At 38.5% G+C, this 21,540-nt stretch carries 20 protein-coding genes; 12 read left to right on the plus strand and 8 right to left on the minus strand.

All coding sequences use genetic code 11. The features are described from left to right. Position 1: 1 nt before the first annotated feature. Both ND811_RS13045 and ND811_RS13050 read left to right on the plus strand, forming a co-directional pair. Positions 2-760: a polyprenol monophosphomannose synthase gene (locus tag ND811_RS13045; RefSeq protein ID WP_265352651.1), complete on the plus strand. Its 759-nt coding sequence runs from the start codon at positions 2-4 to the stop codon at positions 758-760. Positions 761-879: 119 nt separating this feature from the next. Continuing rightward, on the plus strand, positions 880-1,173 hold the full coding sequence (locus ND811_RS13050) for an STAS domain-containing protein (RefSeq protein WP_265352650.1): 294 nt from the start codon (positions 880-882) through the stop codon (positions 1,171-1,173). Here ND811_RS13050 and ND811_RS13055 read toward each other — a convergent pair. Beyond that, entirely contained in the window at positions 1,162-2,793 is a 1,632-nt protein-coding gene (locus ND811_RS13055) for an alpha-glucosidase (RefSeq protein WP_322113476.1), read from the minus strand. The genes ND811_RS13050 and ND811_RS13055 overlap by 12 nt on opposite strands. Positions 2,794-2,874: 81 nt before the next feature. Here ND811_RS13055 and speD point away from each other — a divergent pair, with 81 nt between their 5' ends. Continuing rightward, positions 2,875-3,636, plus strand: a complete 762-nt coding sequence (gene speD / locus ND811_RS13060; protein ID WP_100720442.1) for an adenosylmethionine decarboxylase — start codon at positions 2,875-2,877, stop codon at positions 3,634-3,636. Positions 3,637-3,642: 6 nt separating this feature from the next. Here the strand turns inward: speD and ND811_RS13065 are convergent, their stop codons facing one another. Both ND811_RS13065 and ND811_RS13070 read right to left on the minus strand, forming a co-directional pair. Further along, positions 3,643-4,128 carry a hypothetical protein gene (locus ND811_RS13065; RefSeq protein WP_265352648.1) on the minus strand — a complete coding sequence of 162 codons (486 nt, stop codon included), beginning with the start codon at positions 4,126-4,128 and terminating at the stop codon, positions 3,643-3,645. 64 nt (positions 4,129-4,192) lie between these two features. Next, positions 4,193-5,722 (minus strand): methyl-accepting chemotaxis protein, encoded by a 1,530-nt coding sequence (locus ND811_RS13070; RefSeq protein ID WP_265352647.1) that lies wholly within the window; start codon positions 5,720-5,722, stop codon positions 4,193-4,195. 259 nt (positions 5,723-5,981) lie between these two features. Here ND811_RS13070 and ND811_RS13075 point away from each other — a divergent pair, with 259 nt between their 5' ends. The 3 genes from ND811_RS13075 to ileS are packed head-to-tail and all read left to right on the plus strand — an operon-like array spanning position 5,982 to position 11,597. Continuing rightward, a complete protein-coding gene (locus ND811_RS13075) occupies positions 5,982-8,156 on the plus strand; it encodes a hypothetical protein (RefSeq protein ID WP_265352646.1) in 2,175 nt (724 codons plus the stop codon). Between the two features lie 13 nt (positions 8,157-8,169). Then, a complete protein-coding gene (locus ND811_RS13080) occupies positions 8,170-8,799 on the plus strand; it encodes a leucine-rich repeat domain-containing protein (RefSeq protein ID WP_265352645.1) in 630 nt (209 codons plus the stop codon). A 56-nt stretch (positions 8,800-8,855) separates the two neighbouring features. Beyond that, a complete protein-coding gene (ileS, locus tag ND811_RS13085) occupies positions 8,856-11,597 on the plus strand; it encodes an isoleucine--tRNA ligase (RefSeq protein WP_265352644.1) in 2,742 nt (913 codons plus the stop codon). A 164-nt stretch (positions 11,598-11,761) separates the two neighbouring features. On the opposite strand, the gene murJ is transcribed toward ileS, so the two are convergent. The 4 genes from murJ to lipB are packed head-to-tail and all read right to left on the minus strand — an operon-like array spanning position 11,762 to position 15,981. Then, entirely contained in the window at positions 11,762-13,387 is a 1,626-nt protein-coding gene (gene murJ, locus ND811_RS13090) for a murein biosynthesis integral membrane protein MurJ (RefSeq protein WP_265352643.1), read from the minus strand. An 11-nt stretch (positions 13,388-13,398) separates the two neighbouring features. After that, positions 13,399-14,262, minus strand: a complete 864-nt coding sequence (locus ND811_RS13095) for an STAS domain-containing protein (protein ID WP_265352642.1) — start codon at positions 14,260-14,262, stop codon at positions 13,399-13,401. A 3-nt stretch (positions 14,263-14,265) separates the two neighbouring features. Beyond that, entirely contained in the window at positions 14,266-15,261 is a 996-nt protein-coding gene (locus ND811_RS13100; protein WP_265352641.1) for an LIC_12071 family protein, read from the minus strand. Between the two features lie 60 nt (positions 15,262-15,321). Continuing rightward, positions 15,322-15,981, minus strand: coding sequence for a lipoyl(octanoyl) transferase LipB (gene lipB / locus ND811_RS13105; protein ID WP_265352640.1), 660 nt, complete (start codon positions 15,979-15,981; stop codon positions 15,322-15,324). Between lipB and ND811_RS13110 the strand changes: the two genes are divergently transcribed. The 3 genes from ND811_RS13110 to ND811_RS13120 all read left to right on the plus strand — a co-directional run bounded on the left by ND811_RS13110 (position 15,964) and on the right by ND811_RS13120 (position 17,767). Further along, on the plus strand, positions 15,964-16,497 hold the full coding sequence (locus ND811_RS13110; protein WP_265352639.1) for a type II toxin-antitoxin system antitoxin SocA domain-containing protein: 534 nt from the start codon (positions 15,964-15,966) through the stop codon (positions 16,495-16,497). The genes lipB and ND811_RS13110 overlap by 18 nt on opposite strands. Beyond that, positions 16,494-16,850 (plus strand): aspartate 1-decarboxylase, encoded by a 357-nt coding sequence (panD, locus tag ND811_RS13115; RefSeq protein ID WP_135574270.1) that lies wholly within the window; start codon positions 16,494-16,496, stop codon positions 16,848-16,850. The genes ND811_RS13110 and panD overlap by 4 nt, the downstream gene beginning before the upstream one ends. A gap of 65 nt (positions 16,851-16,915) precedes the next feature. Next, entirely contained in the window at positions 16,916-17,767 is an 852-nt protein-coding gene (locus tag ND811_RS13120) for a hypothetical protein (RefSeq protein ID WP_265352638.1), read from the plus strand. Between the two features lie 72 nt (positions 17,768-17,839). Here ND811_RS13120 and ND811_RS13125 read toward each other — a convergent pair whose 3' ends face one another. Beyond that, the gene (locus tag ND811_RS13125; RefSeq protein WP_135574274.1) at positions 17,840-18,052 is read right to left on the minus strand and encodes a hypothetical protein; all 213 of its coding nucleotides are present in this window, start codon (positions 18,050-18,052) and stop codon (positions 17,840-17,842) included. A gap of 86 nt (positions 18,053-18,138) precedes the next feature. Here ND811_RS13125 and ND811_RS13130 point away from each other — a divergent pair, with 86 nt between their 5' ends. The 3 genes from ND811_RS13130 (at position 18,139) to ND811_RS13140 (ending at position 21,505) form a co-directional block, all read left to right on the plus strand. Next, positions 18,139-18,948 (plus strand): hypothetical protein, encoded by an 810-nt coding sequence (locus tag ND811_RS13130; RefSeq protein ID WP_265352637.1) that lies wholly within the window; start codon positions 18,139-18,141, stop codon positions 18,946-18,948. 73 nt (positions 18,949-19,021) lie between these two features. After that, complete coding sequence (gene trxA, locus ND811_RS13135; protein ID WP_265352636.1) at positions 19,022-19,333, plus strand: thioredoxin; 312 nt, start codon at positions 19,022-19,024, stop codon at positions 19,331-19,333. Between the two features lie 18 nt (positions 19,334-19,351). Next, positions 19,352-21,505: a cAMP/cGMP-dependent 3',5'-cyclic-AMP/GMP phosphodiesterase gene (locus tag ND811_RS13140; protein ID WP_265352635.1), complete on the plus strand. Its 2,154-nt coding sequence runs from the start codon at positions 19,352-19,354 to the stop codon at positions 21,503-21,505. The last annotated feature ends 35 nt before the right edge of the window (positions 21,506-21,540 follow it).

Raw genomic sequence — 21,540 nt, forward strand, 5'->3', positions numbered from 1 at the left:
CATGCAAAATAAAACAAGTATAATACTTCCAACTTATAACGAAGCCGGTAATATCAAAAACTGTGCTGAAACCATTTCTAAAATTTTAGAAAAAGAATCTTTAGAGTTTGAAATCGTCATTGTAGATGATAACTCCCCTGACGGAACTTTTGAAGTTGCAAAAGTCCTTGCGGAATACGATAAACGAATCAAACCTTTTGTTCGTACGACTGAAAGAGGGCTGAGTTCTGCCGTCACTTACGGATATGAAAAAGCCGAAGGTGACAATTTGGTGGTTGTAGATGCTGACTTTCAACACGACTACACCAAAATTCCCGATGTGATTCGCTTACTGAACGAAAACGATATTGTTGTGGCGTCGCGTCGCAGTGCCGATGGTGGTTATGGAAATTTTCCCATTCTTAGAAAGTTAGCAAGCCAGTTTGCAACAAAGATTTCTGAATGGTTGTTTCCAGTTCCAATTTCGGATCCTATGAGTGGATTCTTTGGAATTCGTAAATCCATTTATCTAGAAACCAAAGAAAAACTCCGCCCCAGAGGTTATAAAATTCTATTTGAAATTTTGGGTTCAGTTCGTACGGAAAAAATTGCCGAAGTCGGTTATACCTTTGGTCTCCGCACATGGGGGCAATCAAAACTGGATTCTGGAGTGATCTTTTATTTCCTTTGGGACCTAATTTCGATTAAATGGAATCAGTGGAGGTCTTCTCACTCTTTTCAATTCCGTTTCAAAAGAAGAAATTCACATATTCATCCTTAGTCAAACTTTAGGAAGAATTTGAAAAAATTTGAGATATAAAAAATATTTCGAATCGTTTTTCTTTTCAAAGCTCTCAGGTATTTTTTTCTTTTACCGTCCATTGTTGTGAGAGGGAAATCATGATCACAAAAACGGTAGAGGAAAGTTGTTATCGAATTGAGTCTAATCGACTGGACGTTTACTCGGCAGCAAGTTTAGAAGAAGATATGACAAATATCTTTGAAAAAGGGGTTACCTCTCTCTACTTAGATTTTTCTCAGGTAGAGGAGGTATCTTCAGCTGTGCTCGGACTTCTCCTATATAAAAAGATGATTTATAGTAAAAAAGGTGTACGGCTAATGCTTATCAATGTAAACCCGCAGGTTCAAAAGATTTTAAGAATTCTAAATCTTAAATCTCATTTACTTCTTTGATTTATGTTCGAATACTAAACCTGAATGACCAGGTAAATGATAAACATCCCCTACAATCATCGCACCACCGAACTGGTATAACAACTTAGTTCCTTTAATGATAGGTTCCTGTCCTTCTTTCTCTCCGAAGTTCAAATATACAGTAATGACTTTGTCTCCGAGAATCCTTTCAAAACACAGCCACTCGTCCTGACCAGTAGACTTAGTTTTCAGACTTCCCTCTTTTAAAACCGCGGATCCCTTTCTTAAATGAAAAAGGCTCTTGTAATGGTTCCAAAGAGAATCTTTATCCTTTTTTTGACCAACCACCGTATCTGTTAATTTGAATTTACCAACAGGTAACCAAGGTTTTCCTTTCGAAAATCCAGCATTTTCACTTATATCCCATAACATGGGCAGACGACAATTATCCCTATTGATATAAATTCCAAGAAAATTGGATAAAAATAAAGGAACGAACCGGTTCATTTTGGCAATAGGATCTTTTCCGAGGAAATTGGAAATCCGGCCTTCTTTCCTACCAATTTCATCTCCATAATACACAACGGGGATTCCTCTAGCCAAAAACTGAAAAGCAGAAAGTACCTTTGCCTTTCTGATATCACCACCTAACCGGTCGATAAAACGCCTTTGGTCATGGTTACCCAAAACATAGGTAGGAGTTAGTGGTGCCTGAAATTCTTTTTCGTTTTTTTCTAAAAGATCTTTAAAAAACTTTGCATGATAATCAAAATGAATTAATTCAAATTGAAAAACCAAATTGAGGCCATCAGCCTTTTCACCTAAAAAGGATTTTAAAACTTTATCCGACCCACTCACTTCTCCAATAAGAAATGGTTTTTGTTTGTACTTGGAAATATGTTTTCGAACTTCCTTTGCAAATTGAAAAGATTCTGGTAGATTGAGATTATAAGTTTTTTTCTGAAAAAACGCCTCATCATGGTTATCCGGTGTGGGGAAATACCGAAAGCTGAATGGATTGTCTTTAAAACTTTCGTCTTTATAAATGGAGTTAAAGATATCTAATCGAAAGCCATCCACACCTTTTTTTAACCAAAAATCCAAAACTCCAAACATGGCCTTTTTTACTTTGGGGTTTCTGTAATTAAGATCCGGCTGAAACGATAAAAAATTACTATAATAGTATTCGTCAGTGGTTTTGTCGTAGTTCCAACCTGACGTTCCTACCATTGAAATCCAATTGTTCGGCTTCTTTCGATTCCCTTTTTTCCAAATATAAAAATCCCTTTTCGGATTCTCTTTGGAAGATTTGGATTCTAAAAACCAAGGGTGTTTGTCAGAAGTATGGTTCATCACCATATCCAGAACAACTCGCATCTTCCGTTTATGGATTTCATTTATGAGTTTGTCGCAGTCCTCCATCGTCCCAAATCGAGGGTCAATGGCGGTATAGTCGGAAATATCGTATCCAAAATCTTCGCCTGGGCTTCTGTAAAAAGGCGAGAACCAAATGGTTTCGACACCCAAGTCACGAATTTGGTCCAAACGACCGAGAATCCCTTGTAAATCGCCGATCCCATCCCCATTCGAATCCTGAAAGGACCAAGGGTAAATTTGGTAAATTGAAGTTTGTTTCCACCATTCCATTTTGTTTTCCATGACTTTTCTAAAACTTTCTCGTTATTTCAGTTGCCTCTTACCTAAATACCGAATTTCTGTTCTTTATACAAGCAGGTAGCAATGGATAAAGAAAAAATCAAACTTTCCGGTTTCAACAATCTGACAAAAGTTTTGAGTTTTAACCTCTACGATTTTTGCATCACTTTGGATGACGAACAAAAAGGTAGATACGTAAGTTATATCCACGACAAATACAATGCTAGCAAAATTACAGAAATCTCAAAAGAGATTGTCAAACGAATTGATGCCAATATCCTTTCGGTCTCTGCACAAGACTACGATCCTGTAGGTGCTTCTGCTATGGTTCTGATGAGCGATGTTAAAGGTGGCGGTAATCCCATCCCAACGGCACAGGTCAGTATGCACTTAGACAAATCGCATATCACAGTGCACACCTATCCCGATGCTGCCGATCCTGATGGAATTTGTTCCTTTCGAGTAGACATTGATATTTCTACTTGTGGTGAGATCATTCCACTCGACTCCATCAATTTTTTATTTGAGGCCTTTGAATGTGATGTAGTTTATATTGATTACGTTGTCCGCGGATACACTCGTTTAGCGGACGGAAGAAAAATTTATAACGACAACCATTTCAATTCGATTTTGGATTTTGTGAAACCAGAAATCAAAAGAAACTATACCTTTCTCTCCGACATCAATATGCCGCAAGATAATACTTGGCAAACAAAAATGATGATTAGAGAACTTGGTCCCGAGAACTATTTACTCAATCCGGCAGATATTTCCCATCCAGATGTTCCAAACAAAATGAAACTTCTCAGAGAAGAAATGAAAGAAGTTTACCATATGATCCATTAATGTTTGTTATCTGGAATTTGATTCTATTTCTTTCCTGATATCTATCCATTCCTTCTCACCCAATTTCGGAATTAAAAACATAATTTTGCGGTTGGGTGGAACTAAAAAAAATTGAGTTCCGTGTTCGTCTCTTTTTTTTAAAGAAGGGTGAACCGGCATATAAGCACCTAACTTTCGATAAAATCCTATCTCAATATCTGTTTCTGGCCTTAGTGCTTGGATCTCTAAACTTTTTTGGTAATATGCTAAATAAGAGTGAATGGCCTCTTCCGACTCATTTGGATCGGTTACTAAAAAATAAAAGGATGAGGGGATTTCAGGAAATCTCTCTTTAAAACTACGAAGGGCTTCAAGAGCTAAAGGACATTTTTTCCCACAGCCCACAAGACCTGGGTAAATCCAAACCCAAGTATCATTCTGCTCTTTTGAAAATTTTTCTTTGCAGAAAGAACAATCTACAAATCGAAATTTTCCAACTAGATTTGTGATCAAATAACTCATTCCCAATAGTAATAAGATCGCAAAACCAAAAACTAGGAATCTTATGAGAATTGGATTAGGATTTTTCATCTTCGATAATGGCCGCCAAGGTTTCAACAGAATCCTTTAAACCATTGAAAATCACATTTCCTTTATCAATGAGACCAATCATATTTCCACAAGTTCCTAAATTGGTTTGTGTTTTTACATTTAAGTCAAGGATGGAATTCGATATTTCATCCATACTAGTCGATTGTTCCTTACTCGAAACTTGCATCTCTTGCGCAATCTGATCCAAAGTAAGTAAAGCTTGTTCTTGTTTTTCAAAAGCAGAAAGAGTTCCGGTAATTTTTACTGTAAGTTCTCGCATCCCTTCTTCAGAAGATAAGATGGACTTCACAAAACTTTGGACGGTTTGATTGATTTGATTGGATTGTTTGAAACTCACTTGAATGGCTGACTTGATTTTTCCTGAGATGGAAGAAATGTTTTTCGTAGCTTCTGCCGTTGAATCAGCAAGTTTAGAAATCTCGGAAGCAACGACTGCAAACCCTCGACCCGCATCACCCGCACGTGCCGCTTCAATCGATGCATTTAACGAAAGTAAGTTGACTTTTTCTGCGATATCTGAAATTAATTCCAAAATCTCTTCCATTTTTTCGGAATCGTCCACAGCAACTTCCATCGATTGGTAAAGACCAGTAAATTCGGTTTCAGTTTTTTTCACACTGTCCGCTGACTCTTGGATTTTGGAACGCATCACTTCGAGCGAGGTAACAAATCCTTCACTCAAACTAAATAAATTTCGATTCAACTCTTCTACAGTTTTCACTTCACCGATTTGGCGGTTGGATCCTTCTAAAATCAATTGACTCGAGGCAGCTGTTTCTTCTGTGGCAGCAGAAATGGCTTCAATCGATGAGGATTGGGTTTGAAACGAAGTTTGAAATTCCTCTACCTTTTTAGCGAGTAAATTGGAATTTTCTATAAATGTTTTTGTCCCAGAAGAAACTTCATCCAGAGCCGCCGTAACCCCGGCAATCACTGTTTCCAAATTGGTCTGAGCTTCAATTTGTTTTTTTAGCTCTAGAACCGACCGAATGGAAAAATTTATGAGAATTCCTGTTTCAAACACAACAAAAAGAGCATGGGTCAGAACGATTTCAAGTCCTGTTCCATAACTATAAACAATTACCTTTGTACCAAATATAACCGTTCCAAATTCCTGGACATAATTTCCAACTAAGTGGTGTACGGCGATCGTAAGAGCAGCAACAAGCAATACCCTCCAATCTTCGTAAACAAACAAAATGGCAAGAGCACTAAATACATGAAAGTGCATCTCGATTCGACCAAACTGAGCCTGAATCATCAATGCACTAAACATCATTAGCGTCGCACCGTTCCAGGCCCGGAGGAAAAAAGTACCACGAGCAATCTTATAAAAAAGAAAAGAGACAAATGAAATTACCACTGCCGAAAGAGTCACAACGGTAGTGGCACCATAACCTAAAGAGAGAAAAAAAACAAGAGGAGTGTGGGCCAAAATGGCCCAAAGAAAAAATGTATCTACTTTTTTTTGGCGTTCTGATAGAACCGCTGCCAATCTAATATCCATATGTTAATAGACGAAAAAAAGTGAAAGAAGTCTAATCAATAAATTATCTGATCATAAAATTCGATAATTTAATATTTTAGATATTCTGTTGATTAAAAAAATCCCATAAAGTTTTTACGTACAAACACAAATAGGGAATTTACTTCAACTCTATTGGAACCCTCTGCAAAATGGGAACCAAGAAATCCCTAATTCTCTCTTGCTTTGTCGAAAATAGATTTTGATACTTGCATAAGGAAGGTATATTTTGGAACCATTCTTAGATCCTATCAATTCGGAATCTCCACTGACGGGAGAAAAATCCGATCCTTCCTTTTTTATCCAATTACCTAAAAATATTGCTAGTTACTCTCTGACTTCCCAAACCATTTTGGAAGAACTTCGTGTGCGCCACAGACGACTCGAAATGCATGGTAGTGCTGAAATTACACCTTCGCTACTCTTGACCGTTGATTCCATTCCTGAATTACTTTCCAAACAAGTGCAACTTACCGAAAGCCATAAATCGCAATCCTCCATTGTGGAAGCTTTAAAGGAACTTGCAGGACTTACTGAACATAACAAAGAACCCGTCGTTTATTTTTATCCTTTTTTGTTACAAGTGGATCAAAAACTCACTATGAGAATTAGTATGATTGCACCACAAAATAAGGAAAAGACAGATATTATTCCTTATCGTCGAGCCTGTTTCAAATACAGTATTGACTTAGTTGATCTACTTTTCAAAAACAGAGCCGGTCGCGAATTTATTTTAGATGAAGTACAACCTGGTTCGACATTAGTTCGAACAGACCAAAAAGGAAATACCTATTTTTTTCCAACCAAACTCAGCTACGAAACAGAGCTCGAATTGATGATCCGGAAAACTATGGAATCTTTTGGATACATTCCCATGAAAGATTTTATTCAAGATGTCATCACAAGAGGAAAAGAAACTGCCAAACTTGTGGAGATCATTCCAGGTTACCATCTTATTTTACCGAATGGATCACATAACCCAGAATATGCGCGCCACCTGGCCGTCCAACTGGACGGGTTAAGAACCTTTTCTTTTCCTTACCTCAAACGATTCGCCAATGAAAATAAATATGTTGGTTATTTAGAAAAACTAAACGAATTGGAAATGGGTTTTCCGACTCAAACAGAAGAACTTCTTAAACAAGGGAGTAATCTTGTCCCTAAGCTTACCTCCCTATTGGAAGAATTTCCCTTTGATAAAATCGCATCCGAAGAGGGAAAACGTGTGGCAAGTAGTATCAGGGAGAGTCTTATCATTTTAGATAAACTTTCAAAACGCTTAAAAGAACAAAAAAAAGAAAATGCGGAAGAGTCCATTACTGCCCTCATCAAACTCCTTGGAACTAAAATCGAAGACAATACCATAAACACACTTACGCTTACAAAAATTGATTTAAATTCTGAAGTAAAAACATTAGGACTAAGAAATGAAACAGATGTGGCAGAGGCCATTTCAAAAATCGTTTCTTCCCTTTCAGAAACTTATGGATGTTTAGAAATGAAAGAAGAAACATTCCATATACTTTTTGCTTTGGACCAAAAAAAGTTATCAAAAGTAGAAGCCAATACCTTAATGCTTGCAAAAACAGATTCGCATTATAGAAACGAACTTCCAATCCTCGATCAAATTCGTGTGATTTTAAAAAATCGATCCGATGAAAACATAGACAAAGAAGAAAACCTTGAAAAAGATTATGAGGAAGAAAACGATTCCAACCAAATCAGTTCTAATACTCAGGCCTTTTCTTTTTCAACACTCCAAGAAAAGTTTCATGTCCCCATTGGTGTTTTTAGTTTTCTAACATTAGCTTCGTTAATCACTGTTATTTCTTTGTTTATTGGATCCTTGGAATACATTGTGAGTGGATTTCTTTTTAGTTTCCTTGTAGGACTATTATTTGGTTATCTCTATCGTAACGATGGGAAAAAGAAACACTTACAAGAAAAACAAATCCCCAATGTTTCCTTTAAGGAAAATAGATCTCAAGGTATCGCAAAAATAGCAGAGGGCTTTATTTATCCTAAAAAGTTTAATAGCATTGCGGAAAAAGTTTATGATTTCAAACGCTTACGAAATCATATTGAAGACTGTGTGGAAGATATCAAAATCCAACTTCCGGCAGTAGATCAAAAAAAAGATAACAATAAAATTGTCGCTGAGATTGAACATGCCATCATACAAATTTCTGTAGTGATGAAAATCCCGGAAGCCATCCAATTAAAAAACAGACCCAAAGAGCTTATTCTTTCCAAAGCTGACTTTCGCACCATTTTATTTCGAACCCAACTTGCGGAATACTACCGAAAAGAAGCAAGTATTTATAAATCGGACCGTGACCAAATGGATTACATCCAGTTTATCATTCGAGAATTAGAATTTGGCTATAACAAATATCTGAAATGATAAATCTGGTTTTATGAAGTCTTTTGTTTTCACCGCTGTATCTTTTCTTTTTGTTTTTTCCTTAACTGTTCAATGCAACAAAGAAGTTGTGAATGCAGAGGAATGGTTAGAAAACCACAAAGAAGACCGAGTCATAAACCTCTCCAACAAAGAAGTGGGAGTCCTTCCTAAATCCATAGGGAATTTGACAAAAGTTGAAGAACTCACTCTCCAATACGATTCACTAAAAAAACTTCCCAAAGAAATAGGAAACCTCAAACAACTAAAGATTCTCAATCTATTTGGAAATCCTCTCCAAACATTACCGGACGAAATCGGAAATTTGGAACACCTCGAAGTACTCCTTCTCGGAAGAACGGAACTTCGTGAAATTCCGCCAGTCGTTGGCCGTTTACAAAAATTAAAAACTCTGGCACTCGATGAAACCAAAGTGCAACTAACAGAAGCTGATGTAGAAGTAATCGCGGCACTTCCCCATTTGGAAATCCTTGACCTTAGCCTCATGCGTGAATACAAAACTCTCCCAAAAAACCTTGCAAAACTTAACCACCTAAAACAACTCGTTTTACAAAAAACCCTTCTCGAAAAAATCGATGTGATTAGGTTAAGGGACGAACTCCCCAAGGTCCGAGTCAAACTCTAGATCCAGATTTTTTTTCCGTTTTCTCTTTGGCCTAGACCACAAACATTGGTCTTACTATGGCCAAACCAGAAACGGAAAATCCTTATTCTAAAACGGTTCTTCTCCCTGAGACCTCCTTTCCTATGAAAGCCGACCTGGCAAATCGTGAACCAGGTCAAATTAAAATTTGGAAGGAGAAAAAAGTCTTCCAAAAGATGAAGGAAATTCGTAAATCTAAACCTTCTTTTGTATTACACGATGGACCTCCTTACGCCAATGGAAATTTCCATGTTGGTCACTCTCTCAATAAAATTCTAAAAGATATCATCGTTAAATCTAAAACACTTTCCGGTTTCCAAACCGATATGATCCCTGGTTGGGACTGTCACGGTCTTCCTATCGAAGTACAGGTATTAAAGAATCTTGGTAAGGAAGCAAGAAATACAAGTCCAAGTGAACTGAGAAAAAAATGTCGTGAGTATGCAGCTGAATTTGTTGGCAAACAAGGGGAAGACTTAAGTCGTTTTTTATGTTTTTGGGAAGAAGAGAACAAATACCTAACGATGGCTCCTGAATTTGAGGCAAGGATCGTAGAAGTATTTGGATCCTTATTTGAAAAAGGATATATCTATAAAGGGAAAAAACCTGTCTATTGGTGTATTGATTTGGCAACAGCTCATGCAGAAGCAGAGATCGAATACCAAAACCATGTCTCACCTTCCATCTATGTAAAGTTTGCCGTAAAGGGCGAAAAAGATACTTATTGCCTAATCTGGACTACTACTCCTTGGACACTTCCTGCAAACCTTGCTATCTGTTTTAATGACGAATTGGACTACTCTCTATTCCAATCCGATTCTCACGGAAGACTGATCTTGGCCGATGGATTAAAGGAAGCAGTCGAACAAAAAACTGGAATCACTCTCACAAAGATCAAATCTTTGTCCAGTGCCGACCTAAAACAAATGACCTTCTTACATCCGTTTATTGATCGTGAATCCATCCCACTCTTTGGAAATCATGTCACCTTGGATGCAGGAACAGGTTGTGTTCACACTGCCCCTGGCCACGGAACTGATGACTACCGTGTAGGAACGGCAGCAGGCCTTCCCCCTCTTTCTCCTGTAGATGATTACGGCCGTTATACGGACGAATTCGAAATGATGAAGGGAATTAAAATTTGGGATGCAAATCCTAAGATTGTAGATCTCCTAAAAGAAAAAAATGCACTCGTCCATTATTCAGAATTTACTCACTCTTATCCTCATAGCTGGAGGAGTAAAAAACCTTTGATCTTTCGTGCGACCCCACAATGGTTTTTTTCCATCGACCATGCAGGTCTCAGGGAAGATTCGCTAAAGGCAATCGACAAGGTAAAATGGATTCCTGATTGGGGAATCACTCGCATCCGCTCTATGGTAGAATCAAGACCTGACTGGTGTTTGTCGAGACAAAGGAACTGGGGAGTTCCGATTCCTTCCTTTACATGTAAATCTTGTGGTTTCACTCACCTAGATGACAAAACGATAAAACACTTCATTCAAATTGTCAAAAAAGAAGGGATTGAAGTTTGGTATGAAAGAGAAGCAAAAGACCTTTTACCAGAAGGAACCAAATGTACAAAATGCGGCTCAGATGACCTAAAACAAGATAAAGATATTTTGGATGTTTGGTTTGATTCCGGAGTATCCAGCTTCGCTGTGTTTGGTGACTCTTTAGAAAAAGAACCAGCGGATTTATATTTGGAAGGTTCCGACCAACATAGAGGATGGTTCCAATCTTCTCTTTGGCCATCAATGGCCATTCGTAAAAGGCCTCCTTATAAGTCCGTACTCACTCATGGTTATGTGTTAGATGAAAAAGGTCATGCCATGTCTAAATCTCTAGGAAATGTGATCAATCCAACTACAGACATCATCAACCAATACGGTGCCGATATCCTTAGACTTTGGGTTTCTACCCAAGATTTCCGAGACGATGTCAAAATAGGAAAGGATTCCATCAAAACGGTAGCAGAAGCTTATCGTAAAATCAGAAATACCTTCCGTTATCTATTAGGAAATACTAAAGCAGAAGTTCTTGGCTGGAATCTAAAAAAAGAAGATATAGAACCAATTGATAGATACTACCTGCATAAATTAGCCAAACTAAATGAAGATGTCAAAAAATTGTATGAGAATTACCAGTTCCATCAGGTTTATCATCGGGTTTTAGTTTTCTGTACAGTGGATTTATCTCAAGACTACTTTGAAGTCATTCGGGACAGAATGTACTGTGATGGCAAAGACTCAAAAACAAGGAAGTCTTCTGAATTTGTTTTGGCAGTCATTTTAGAAACGTTAACAAAAATTCTTGCTCCCATCCTTTCTTTTACAACAGAAGAAGTTTGGACTGAATTTGGTCTAAAAGAATCTGTATTTTATTCTGATTTTTCAGACTTATCTTCATGGATCGATTCAGATTTAGAATCCCAATTTACTCCTGTGTTTGAAACCAAAGAAGTGGTGCAAAAAGCCTTAGAAGAAGCAAGGAAATTAGGAAAACTTGGAAAGTCACTGGAGGCGGAAGTTTTAGTCTCTAGTGATTCCCTAAAAGATACAAAGTTTTCCAAAGACGACCTAAGCCTATTTTTTGTGGTATCAGAAGTTTCCTTCGATAAAAAGGAAATTGGTGAAGTGTTCTCGGAATGGAAGGGTGAAAAAGCATCGATTCAAATCCGTAAACCACACCACCACGAGTGCCCAAGATGTTGGAGACATGTTTCTGAAACAGAAGGAAAACTTTGTAAACGTTGTGAAGACGTGGTTTCAAAACTTTAAAAGTAAAATGCAGTCAAAATAACTGCTGAAAACAAAACTCTACATTAAAAACCGATGGGTGTTTATTTAAAAAATCAAACAGCCATCGGTTTTTTTAATTTTTACGATTTCTACTCTAAACAAATGAAATCGATTCAACAAACCAAAGTTTTGTGATAAAATCACTAAGAAGTTTTTTTTCGAATCTTCTTAAAAAACCTTCCTACGATGATTTCTGCCTCAGGCAATTTAGTAATTCCTGCCACAACAAAATAGATGATCACCGCTGGGAGAATGGAAACCACAAGGCAAAGCCGACTTACATTGGCAAAACCGAGTCCTAAGCCATTGGAAAGATAGGTAACTAAGATGGGTTTTATCACCCACTCAGAAACCACCAACCAAAGGAAAAGTCCAAAGAGGGCCGGCACCATTTTCAAAATGCGAATCCAAACAACAAGGAAAGGAATTTTTACCTGATGGGATTTCAGATAATACAATAATAACGAAGAGGTCACAGAAGCACTGAGGGCCGAAGCCAAAGCAATAGCAGAATGTTTCAAAAAGAACATAAGCCCAATACTTACGAGGACACTTAAGAAAAAAGAAACCAATTGGATTCTTAAAGGAGTTTTTGTATCAGAAAAAGCATAATAGGAAGAAACCAAAACCTTATTGATGCTATAAAAGGGAATGGCTAAGGAATAAAATACCAAAGGATAAAAAGCAGTCATTGTTGCTAAATGATCCCACCGTCCCCCGAAATAAATAGAATCCAAAACTGTTTCCCCAAGGACTGCCAAACCAATGCTTGCCGGTAGTGTCAAAAAAAATGCAAAAGATAATACATCGGATATTTCTTTTGGAACATTTTCTTCTCTTCCTTCGCGTAGGTCTTTCAAAAGGGAAGGTAATATGGTCGTTGCAAGGGCTACACCAATGATACCTGTAGGAAGTTGGACAAGTCTTTGCGAATAATCCAAACTAACCACAGCCCCAAGACCTGGGTTTTGGTTTTGAATATAGTTAGCTAAAAATATATCCACAAGAAGTCCAATTTGGTAAAAACTTCCCCCAAGGGCTGCTGGTAACATGAGTTTAAAGATTTTACGAATTGCAGGATGATTCAAATTCAAACGGAAGATGGGACCGTAACCATTTTTGTAAACATACCAAGCTTGAACCAGAAGTTGTAAAACACCTCCCGTTACAATTCCATAAGCAAGAACAAACACTTTGTCTCGAATCTCATGATAAAATGGAAAAACAAAAATAAAAACAATCAAATAACTAAAGTTAAGAATAATAGGAGATAAGGAAGGAACAAAATAATTATGATGAGAGTTCGAAATTGACATAAAAATCGAAGACAAACTAGCAGTCATGATGAGAAAAAATAAAACTAATGAAAGTTCAACGACAAGTGCCCCGTATTCAGGAGACCCACCCACAAGTGCGGGCAAAAATCCAGCCGCAAAAAACCAAAACAAAGCCACAAATAAAGACAAACAAAGGAAAAGGAAACTAAGGACAGTTCCTGCCATCACCCTCGCTTCCAAAATACCGATCTTTTCATATTCAGAGAATATCGGCATAAAGGATTGGCTAAGTGTTCCTTCTGCCAAAAGATTACGAAACATATTAGGTAGGCGGTAGGCCACACTGAATGCAGAAGCAACCATTCCCGTACCAAAACTAACAGCCATAAAGTGGTCGCGGACAAGACCCAAAATTCGAGATAAAAATGTATAAAAAGAAAGGGCAAGTGAACGCCTGGCACTTGACTCACTTCCCTTGGCTTGTTTTGTCATACGACCAGATTTTAGATAGGATTCAATTTTTCAAGAAAACGCACAGAACCGCTTGTACTCATTTCGAACTGGGTAGAGCATCCCGGACATTCATGTTTTCCAAATTTATGGAGTCTTAACCTCGTCCCACAAACTTCGCATTGAATGATTCTTTCGATTGTTTCTAGTTGTTTTGTTTTAGATTGAATGTAACTTGGAATCGTAATTCTTTTTTCTTCCGTTCCAGAAGGGGTTTTATAAACCGCAAATCTTCTCTCTAATTCATGGTTTAAAGTTTCTTTGATTTCCCGCTTTAGGCTGTTCAGTTTTTCTTCCAAAACTAATTCCATCGGAGAAGAGCTAGGATTAGGCGGAGTTACCGGTTCTTGTATTTCTGCTTCAGGGATAGATTCCAACCGAGAAACAGGTTCTATCCCATGAGTAGATGCATCATTCTCTTTGGATTTTCCAGTAAAATAAAAGCGAATCCGATTTTCTCCTCCCACAGGTGTTTGTGGTGCAGACTCCGTAGTAGATTTTGTTTCGGGAGGATTGGTACGTTTTGGTTCCATCTTTAAAAGAAAGGATTCTGCCTGATTGTGGTCTCGAAAAATCGGAAGTTTATCGAAAAGACCAACTAAAGTCAGTACATCTTCCACTTCTTGTTTCACTCCATAAATGGCATAAACTGCACCAATCTTTGTAATCTGTTTATGGATTTTGACAATCACACTAATTCCATTAGAGGTGATAAAATCTAAAGCTCCGAACTGGAACAAAAATTTTCTATAACCTTTACCCACTTGAGATTCAAAGTATCGGTAAAAATCATCGGCGCTAGTCCCGTCTAAACCACCTTTTAATTGGATTGAAAATACTTTATCTTTTGGTTCCATAATCTATCCTAAAAAGATCGCATCGCGAACGGGTGTTTCTTTAGAATCGGGTGTAACATTTGAAACAAGTGGTCCTCCAGGTAAAATCTCCACTTCACTTTCAGATCCACCTACTACATTTATTCCTTCGTTTGACTCTTCAGTTAAATCGACAATTGGTTCCACATGACTCTCTGGTGTAACAATCGTTTCTACAGTTTTTTTCTCAAATAAAGGAAGATTCTCTGATTCTTTTGGTGTTACTAAAGAATCTCTTGCAACTAACATAGTATACATAACAAAAGCACCTGTCAAAACCAAACTTACGATAAATGCAAATAGAATATAATTCAATACCATCCATTCCACAAGTTTCCATTGGTTTTCGAAAAGTAATCCCAAGTTCCCTCTTTCATAAACCAAAATCACAAGTCCAATCACATCCAAGGTTCCTGGTTTGTATAAAGGAGAAGTAAGCCTTACCGTGTTGGACTTAGCAAGTGGCAAATAGGAAAGAACCCATTCAAACCCAGACCTGACTTTCGGATCTCGTTTTGAATTTAAGATAGGATTTTCTCCATTTTCCGGTTCTGACCATTGCCATTTTTTCATCCTAATTCCTTTTTTAAAAAATGTGGAATGTAGGAGTGCCTCATCGGGTTTTCTATTTTTTAATTCTTCTGGTGAGTAAATGGTATCCGTGGAAACAAGTAAAACGGCATCTGCAGAATATAAACTGATCTTCTGGATGTAAAACTCTTCGGGGTCATTTTTAGATTGTTCTACATAACGATGAAACATTTTATCCAGTTCCACATAACCTTCGTTCTGTAGCCTTTGTTCCGAACTTTTTGCCAATGCCAAAGTCAAATCGCGAGCTCTATGGTCAGAAACAAACTGTTCTTGGGTGAGAGCATTTTGCAAAGATTCATAAAAAGTCCAAACCACTGCACTGAGAGCCAAGGCTTCACAGAGGAAAAAGAAAAGTATAAAGGACAGAAAAAAACGCGAATATTTCATAGATCCCCCTTATACCTTTCGGCCAATTCAGGGAATTTACGGAGGAAAATACGTTAGAATTTAAGGGAGTAGATCAATGAATGTTCCTGTAAAAATCTCTACAAATTCCCTTCGTTTCTTCGGGAAATCCATATCTTTTCCCAACCTTAGAAGTGATGTCATATCCTCAGACCTTGCCCCACAAGGATTGATGAGAGAAAAGGTAGACAGGTTGTTCACACCATTCAGAGCAAATCCAAAACTAGTAAAATAAGATTTTGCATAAATCCCTTCTGAGACCAGTTTCCGTTTAGGTTCTTCCACCGTATAGAGCCCCGGTGCTTTGGGATTTTCTTCTACTGTGAACCCCCAAGTCTTTTGAATCGAGACCACCAAACTTTGGTTTAAGGCACGTAAAAAATCTCCCAAACTGAGGTTTCTTTTTTTCAAATCAATATGCAAATAACCAACGATCTGACCTGGTTCATGGGCCGTAAAATCCCCTCCCCTTTGTAAGGTAACCAACTCTACCCCAAGGGAAGTAAGGATTGCTGGCGAAACCAAAAGATTTTCCGCTTTCGCACCTATGCCCCCTGTCAAACATGGACTGTGTTCTAAAAAGAGCATGGATTCCCTTCGATTTTTCCTGGAATTTTCCTGGAAATTGACGTATCTTTTGTACGAAACGATCGAAGGAATCAGGTAAGAAGGAAGTCCTTTTTGATGGAGAAACTTTGTCATGCGATCCTTTGGATCCTCGAAAAATCACCCAATGGGAGAGCCCGCCTAGATTTGGCAAAACTGCTCTACTATTCGGATGGTGTTCATTTCCAAAAACATGCGGAGATGATCACAAGAGGAGACTATATCCACTTAGAAGACTCCCCTTACCCCGTCAAACTGAACGAAGCACTTTTATTTTTGAAAGAAAAGGGCCATATTGATGCCATTCCCAAAATCGAGGGAAATGGAATCCAAGGATTTACTTTACGATTCTTAAAACCGATGGAAGGACTCGTCCTTTCCCGGGAAGACAAACGGGTGATGATGAAGTTACTCGAAGCCTTTCGTGGCCGTGTAGTGGATGAAAATCGTCATTACCCCAATCTCTACGAAAATTATGTGGTCACACCGCTTTTCGATGCCATCCCATTTACTGTCGATCGGATCAATACGAAAATCCATGTTCTCGTCCAAAAAAGCCTTTTGAATCTATCGGGCAAAATGTTTAGAGTTTTATTTGAGAGGTCAGAATGATCATCACTGTTTGCAAAGGCAAAATCCATAGAGCCATCGTTACCGAAGCGGAGCTACACTACGAAGGTAGTCTTACTGTTGACCAAGACCTTATGGATTTGGCCGGGATGAAACCTTATGAACAAGTCAGCGTAGTAAACGTCAATAATGGAGCCAGGTTCGAAACCTACCTCATCGTAGGGGAACGCGGTTCTGGAACCATTTGTTTGAATGGGGCAGCGGCAAGACTGGGAATGAAAGGGGACAAAGTCATTATCATTACCTACGGCCAAGTGGATGAAAAGGACCTTTCCGCAGATTACAAACCCAAAGTGGTCTTCGTGGATGAGAACAATCGCCCGAAAAAAGCCTAATTTCCCTAATTTTTCTAGGGCATTTCTTCGATACTAACTGTATAAACCAAATTGGTAGTCGGAACATGAACAAAACAATATTCGCCATTTCATTCACCCTACTCACTTGTGCTCTATTGGCACAGGAAACAGGGAATACACAGGGAACTGCGGGAGCTGTTGCCTCTAAAGACAACCGCGACTTGTATCCACTTTCTATCTATGATTCAAGAATTCGTTTAAAAGGTGTAAACTTTGTTAGACGACATGCTGATACAGGTAAAGGCGAATTTTTGGATGTCCAAGTGGAATTAGAATCTCGAGTTCCAGATAACCAAGAATATGCAATCTATGTCCTTGCTGGATACGAGGGAGACAGAACCAATTCGGATGAAAGAAAACTCATCCCTTATCCTGCTTGGAGAAAGGCAGATCCTGAAAAAGACGAAAGAACTTTATACTTTTCCAATGTAATGCCAACTCCCGTGACTGCCAAAGAAATCTGGGGTGAAGAAACTTATGCAAAGAAAAAAGCAGAAGTAGAAAAACGTCATTTTGCTGGGTTTGAAGCAGAAATGCCAGAACCAACTTTTACCGAAGTAGTGGACTATCTTTGCAAAAACAATGCGAAAGCACTCCCCTTCACTCTGTTTGGTGAAACAGGTCCAACCAAAGAAAAACAAGTTATTTATAACTATGTAGCGCAGACTGAGGATGAGAAAAAACGCCAAGTGCACGAAACTCTTCCCAAACATACGTATACAATTTATAACAACAAGTATCGTGCGACGATCACAAGTCACCACTACACACAATACCGACCGAACTTTCTTACTTTTAACAAGGTAGCTGTTCTTATTTTTGATACAAAGAAACCGAACAATAACCTTCTTTTTAGAAAGTTCATCGATATCTCTGACTTAAAAATTACTTACTAATTTGATTTACCAAGGCCTGAAGTTTTGGCCTTGGAGTTCCGACAAGCTGGCCTTAAGAGTCTTTTCCGATTTTTAGTGGTCAGTGCCTTCTGGGCGGATGGGGGGAGATTGTTCCGAAGCCCTTACCCTCCACTCTTCCTCTGGATGGTTTAAATGCAACCAACCGTTGGCAAAATCCCACCGACCATCCAAATCTAAAAAATCCCAGAATATAGCCTGGTTCATGTATTTGTAGGTATCGAGGAGATCGAGGAGATCCCGTTGTTTCCTGGGAGAATTTTCCATTCTATTCCAGTTTCGCCATAAGGGTCCGGGGGTCGACGTTTTTTATGGACAAATCTAATCGATTCTGCCGAAAATGATACCAGACTATGGCAATCACGAAGGAAAAAAAGGCAGACTTTAACGACAAACTGGTAGATTTCAAAAACTTCCTGGAAGAGTTAAAAAAAGAAGCCAATATCTACAAAGTCCAAGCCAAAAAAAGTAAGGATATGGAACCTTATTTTAATCTCTCCTTAGCCATCAATTCGATCAAAACCATTAACACCTGTATTGTGATCAATGAGTTATCCAATGCCATTTTAGAAATCAATAATAACAACTACTTAGAAACAGCAAGAAAGGAAATTTATAACTGTATTTCTTATATTGAAAAAACTGTGGGAAACAATGTGGATGGATCCCTCTCAGAAAATAAAGAACAACTTGCAAAAATTGAAAGATTCACTCCCACACAAAGGCTAAACCTTATCAAAGGCTTACTGCAAGCCATAAAAAAAACAACGACTGCTTTTGGAACCAACTCTAAGTGGAAGTGGTCCTGGCCGGACATTCATTTCCGAGTGGCAGCCTGTACCAAAAATTTATTCGATTTTATCGCTTATGAAAAAGAACAGGATTTGGAAAATCCGTATTACTATATTCGTAAAGAACACTTCAATCTTGTCATAGAACTTGCTAACCAAGCCGCCCAGGATTATAGGACAAAATTCGAAATGTCTACACAAGATTCCACAGATTTGAAACATTCTGTAGAAATGTTAGAGATGAACCGCAAAATTTTTCAAATTACGGGCGAAACCGAGGACTTAGAAAAAACAAAAACGCTCATTGAGTCCTTCCAACAAAAAATTGCAGACCTCGAATCCGACGATAAAAAGAAAAAAAAGAAACAATAATCGACTATTTTCCCTAGAATCCTCAGTCTAGTTTATAGAAAGGACAATACTTTTCAAAAGGAGATTTCGAAATATGGCACTAACAGAAGTCACAGACGCCAATTTCAAAGCAGAAACTGCTAAAGGCGTAGTACTCGTGGATTGTTGGGCGGAATGGTGTGGGCCATGTCGCATGGTGGCTCCTGTTCTTGATGAATTGTCGCAAGAAATGGCTGATGTTAAAATTACTAAGCTAAACGTTGATTTCAATCAGAAGACGGCTCAGGAATTGGGAATCCAGTCCATCCCTACCCTTCTTCTCTATAAAGACGGAGTTTTAGTAGATAAAGCAATTGGTGCTTTACCAAAACCTCAAATTAAAAAATTTATAGAAAATCACAAGTAGGAAATAAATTATCCCCTAATGGTCAGTTCTGAACCGAATGGTTTTACCGCTCTCCCTAGAGGGGGATATTTAGTCGATACATCCGAAGGGTACATCCAAATTGGATCCCCTCCGGAAACAATTAAAGACACCATGGGGCTCGAAAAGAAAACCCCTCTGGTGTTTGTCCTTCCCAATAAGTTCTTTCATGTAGAAAAAGGGATCTCCATTGCGGAGTTAGAATTCCCCATTTACTTCAACTTCTTCTTTCGCGGCGGTAAAAAAACGTTTATCGTTTGCTCCGCAGAACAAAAAGAGCAGCTAACGATTGTTCTCGGGGAATCTCTTATGGGACCGCAAGAGTTAAACCTTGCATCTGAGTTTATTGATGGAACGGAAAGTTTTGGTTTTCCCGATATCAAAGCTGAGATGGCACATTTCCGTAGTTACAAAACGATGGAAGAAGTAGTTGAGTTTGTTTTATTCGACGAAAACCACAAAGCCCAGTTTGGAAAGATCACCATTGAACAACTCCCATCTAATGAATTTCTCATTGTGGATGGAGATAAAAAAATCAAAACGCCCGGTGAAGTTGACTTCCATGTAAAATATGATATTGGAAAAAGATTAGAAGAACCTTTCCAACCCCCAATCATTGGAATCACTTGCCTCGGCCCCTCTCACGGGTTTGATCCGACTGACAACACTTCTGGCTTTATCATTTGGTTGAATGGCCAAGGGATAATGGTAGATCCACCGGTGAATTCCACCGAGTGGTTACGAGAATCCAATGTAAATCCTAAATTCATCAACTCCATCATTCTAACGCACTGCCATGCTGACCATGACGCTGGAACATTTCAAAAAATTTTGGAAGAATCTAAAATTACGATCTATGCAACAGCCACTGTGATGGAATCTTTCTTAAAAAAATATTGCAGTTTAACAAAGATTCCGCGGCGAGAAATCACAGACCTGTTTGATTTTATTCCTGTAGTCATTGGAAGACCAACCATTATCAACGGAGGGGAGTTCTATTTTCACTATGCCCTTCATTCCATTCCTTCTGTAGGCTTCGAATTCTTTTTCCAAGACCAATCGTTTTATTATACCTCTGATCATTTAAATGATCCGGAAGCATTGGAAGAAATGTACAAAAAAGGTGTATTTCCTGAAACTAGATACCAGTTTTTAAAAGATTTTCCTTGGGATCGTAAAATCATTTATCACGAGGCAGGTGTTCCTCCTCTACATACAAAAATTAGTTACCTTGCTTCCCTTCCAGAAGAAGTGCAAAAAAGAATTACAGTATATCATATTGCAGCCAAAGATATGCCGGAAGGAACTCACTTAACACTTGCTAAATTTGGTATTGAAAATACCTTATATCCGGAAATCACTCCCCCAAAACACCAAGAAGCATTTCAACTTTTAGAAATTCTTTCGCAAATCGATATCTTCTCTGGATTCCCGATTGAAAAGGCGAAGGAGTTTTTGCAGATCGTAAAGGAAGAAAAGTTTCGCCGCGGGGAACAAATCATCAAAAAAGGAACCCACGGAGATCGCTTTTTTATCATTGCCTCTGGGAATGTTCGTTTCGAAGGACTTTCCGGAGACCAAGCAGCCGTTAAACGATATGGAACCTATGAATACTTTGGGGAAGCTTCCCTAATTTTAGATACAGCCCGCCAAGCGGATGTTTATGCTGAAACGGATGTAGTAGCGCTTACCATTGAAAAAACCAGATTCTTCCAGTTCATCCGCGGATCCAAACTCCATGAAAACCTTACCAAACTGAATAGCATCCGAGAAACCAATACTTGGAAAACCCTCACGGAATCCCAAACCTTCCGCGGACTCACGAGCTACCAAGTCACCCAACTCGAACTCATCCTCAAACTCGAAACAGTAAAAAAGGAAGTGGCGCTGATCGAAGAAGGCCAAACCTTTCATAATGCCTTTATTGTTCGGTCGGGAACCGTTGTGGTCATGCAAAACCACAAAACCATCCGGGAGTTGGGCCCTGGAGACTTTGTTGGGGAAATTTATTCCCTCACCAAAAACCTTCCATCCAATTTTAGTTTCGTGGCCTGGCCGGGGACAGAACTCTATGTTCTTTCCGAGGAAGATGCCATCCAGTACATTAAGAAAAATCCCGGTGTCTACATGAAGCTGAACACTGTTTATAATTGACCTCAATTCGCCATTTTTGTAACATTTCCATATCA

The sequence above is a fragment of the Leptospira soteropolitanensis genome (assembly GCF_026151655.1).
In the GTDB taxonomy this organism is placed as follows: Bacteria; Spirochaetota; Leptospiria; order Leptospirales; family Leptospiraceae; genus Leptospira_A; species Leptospira_A soteropolitanensis.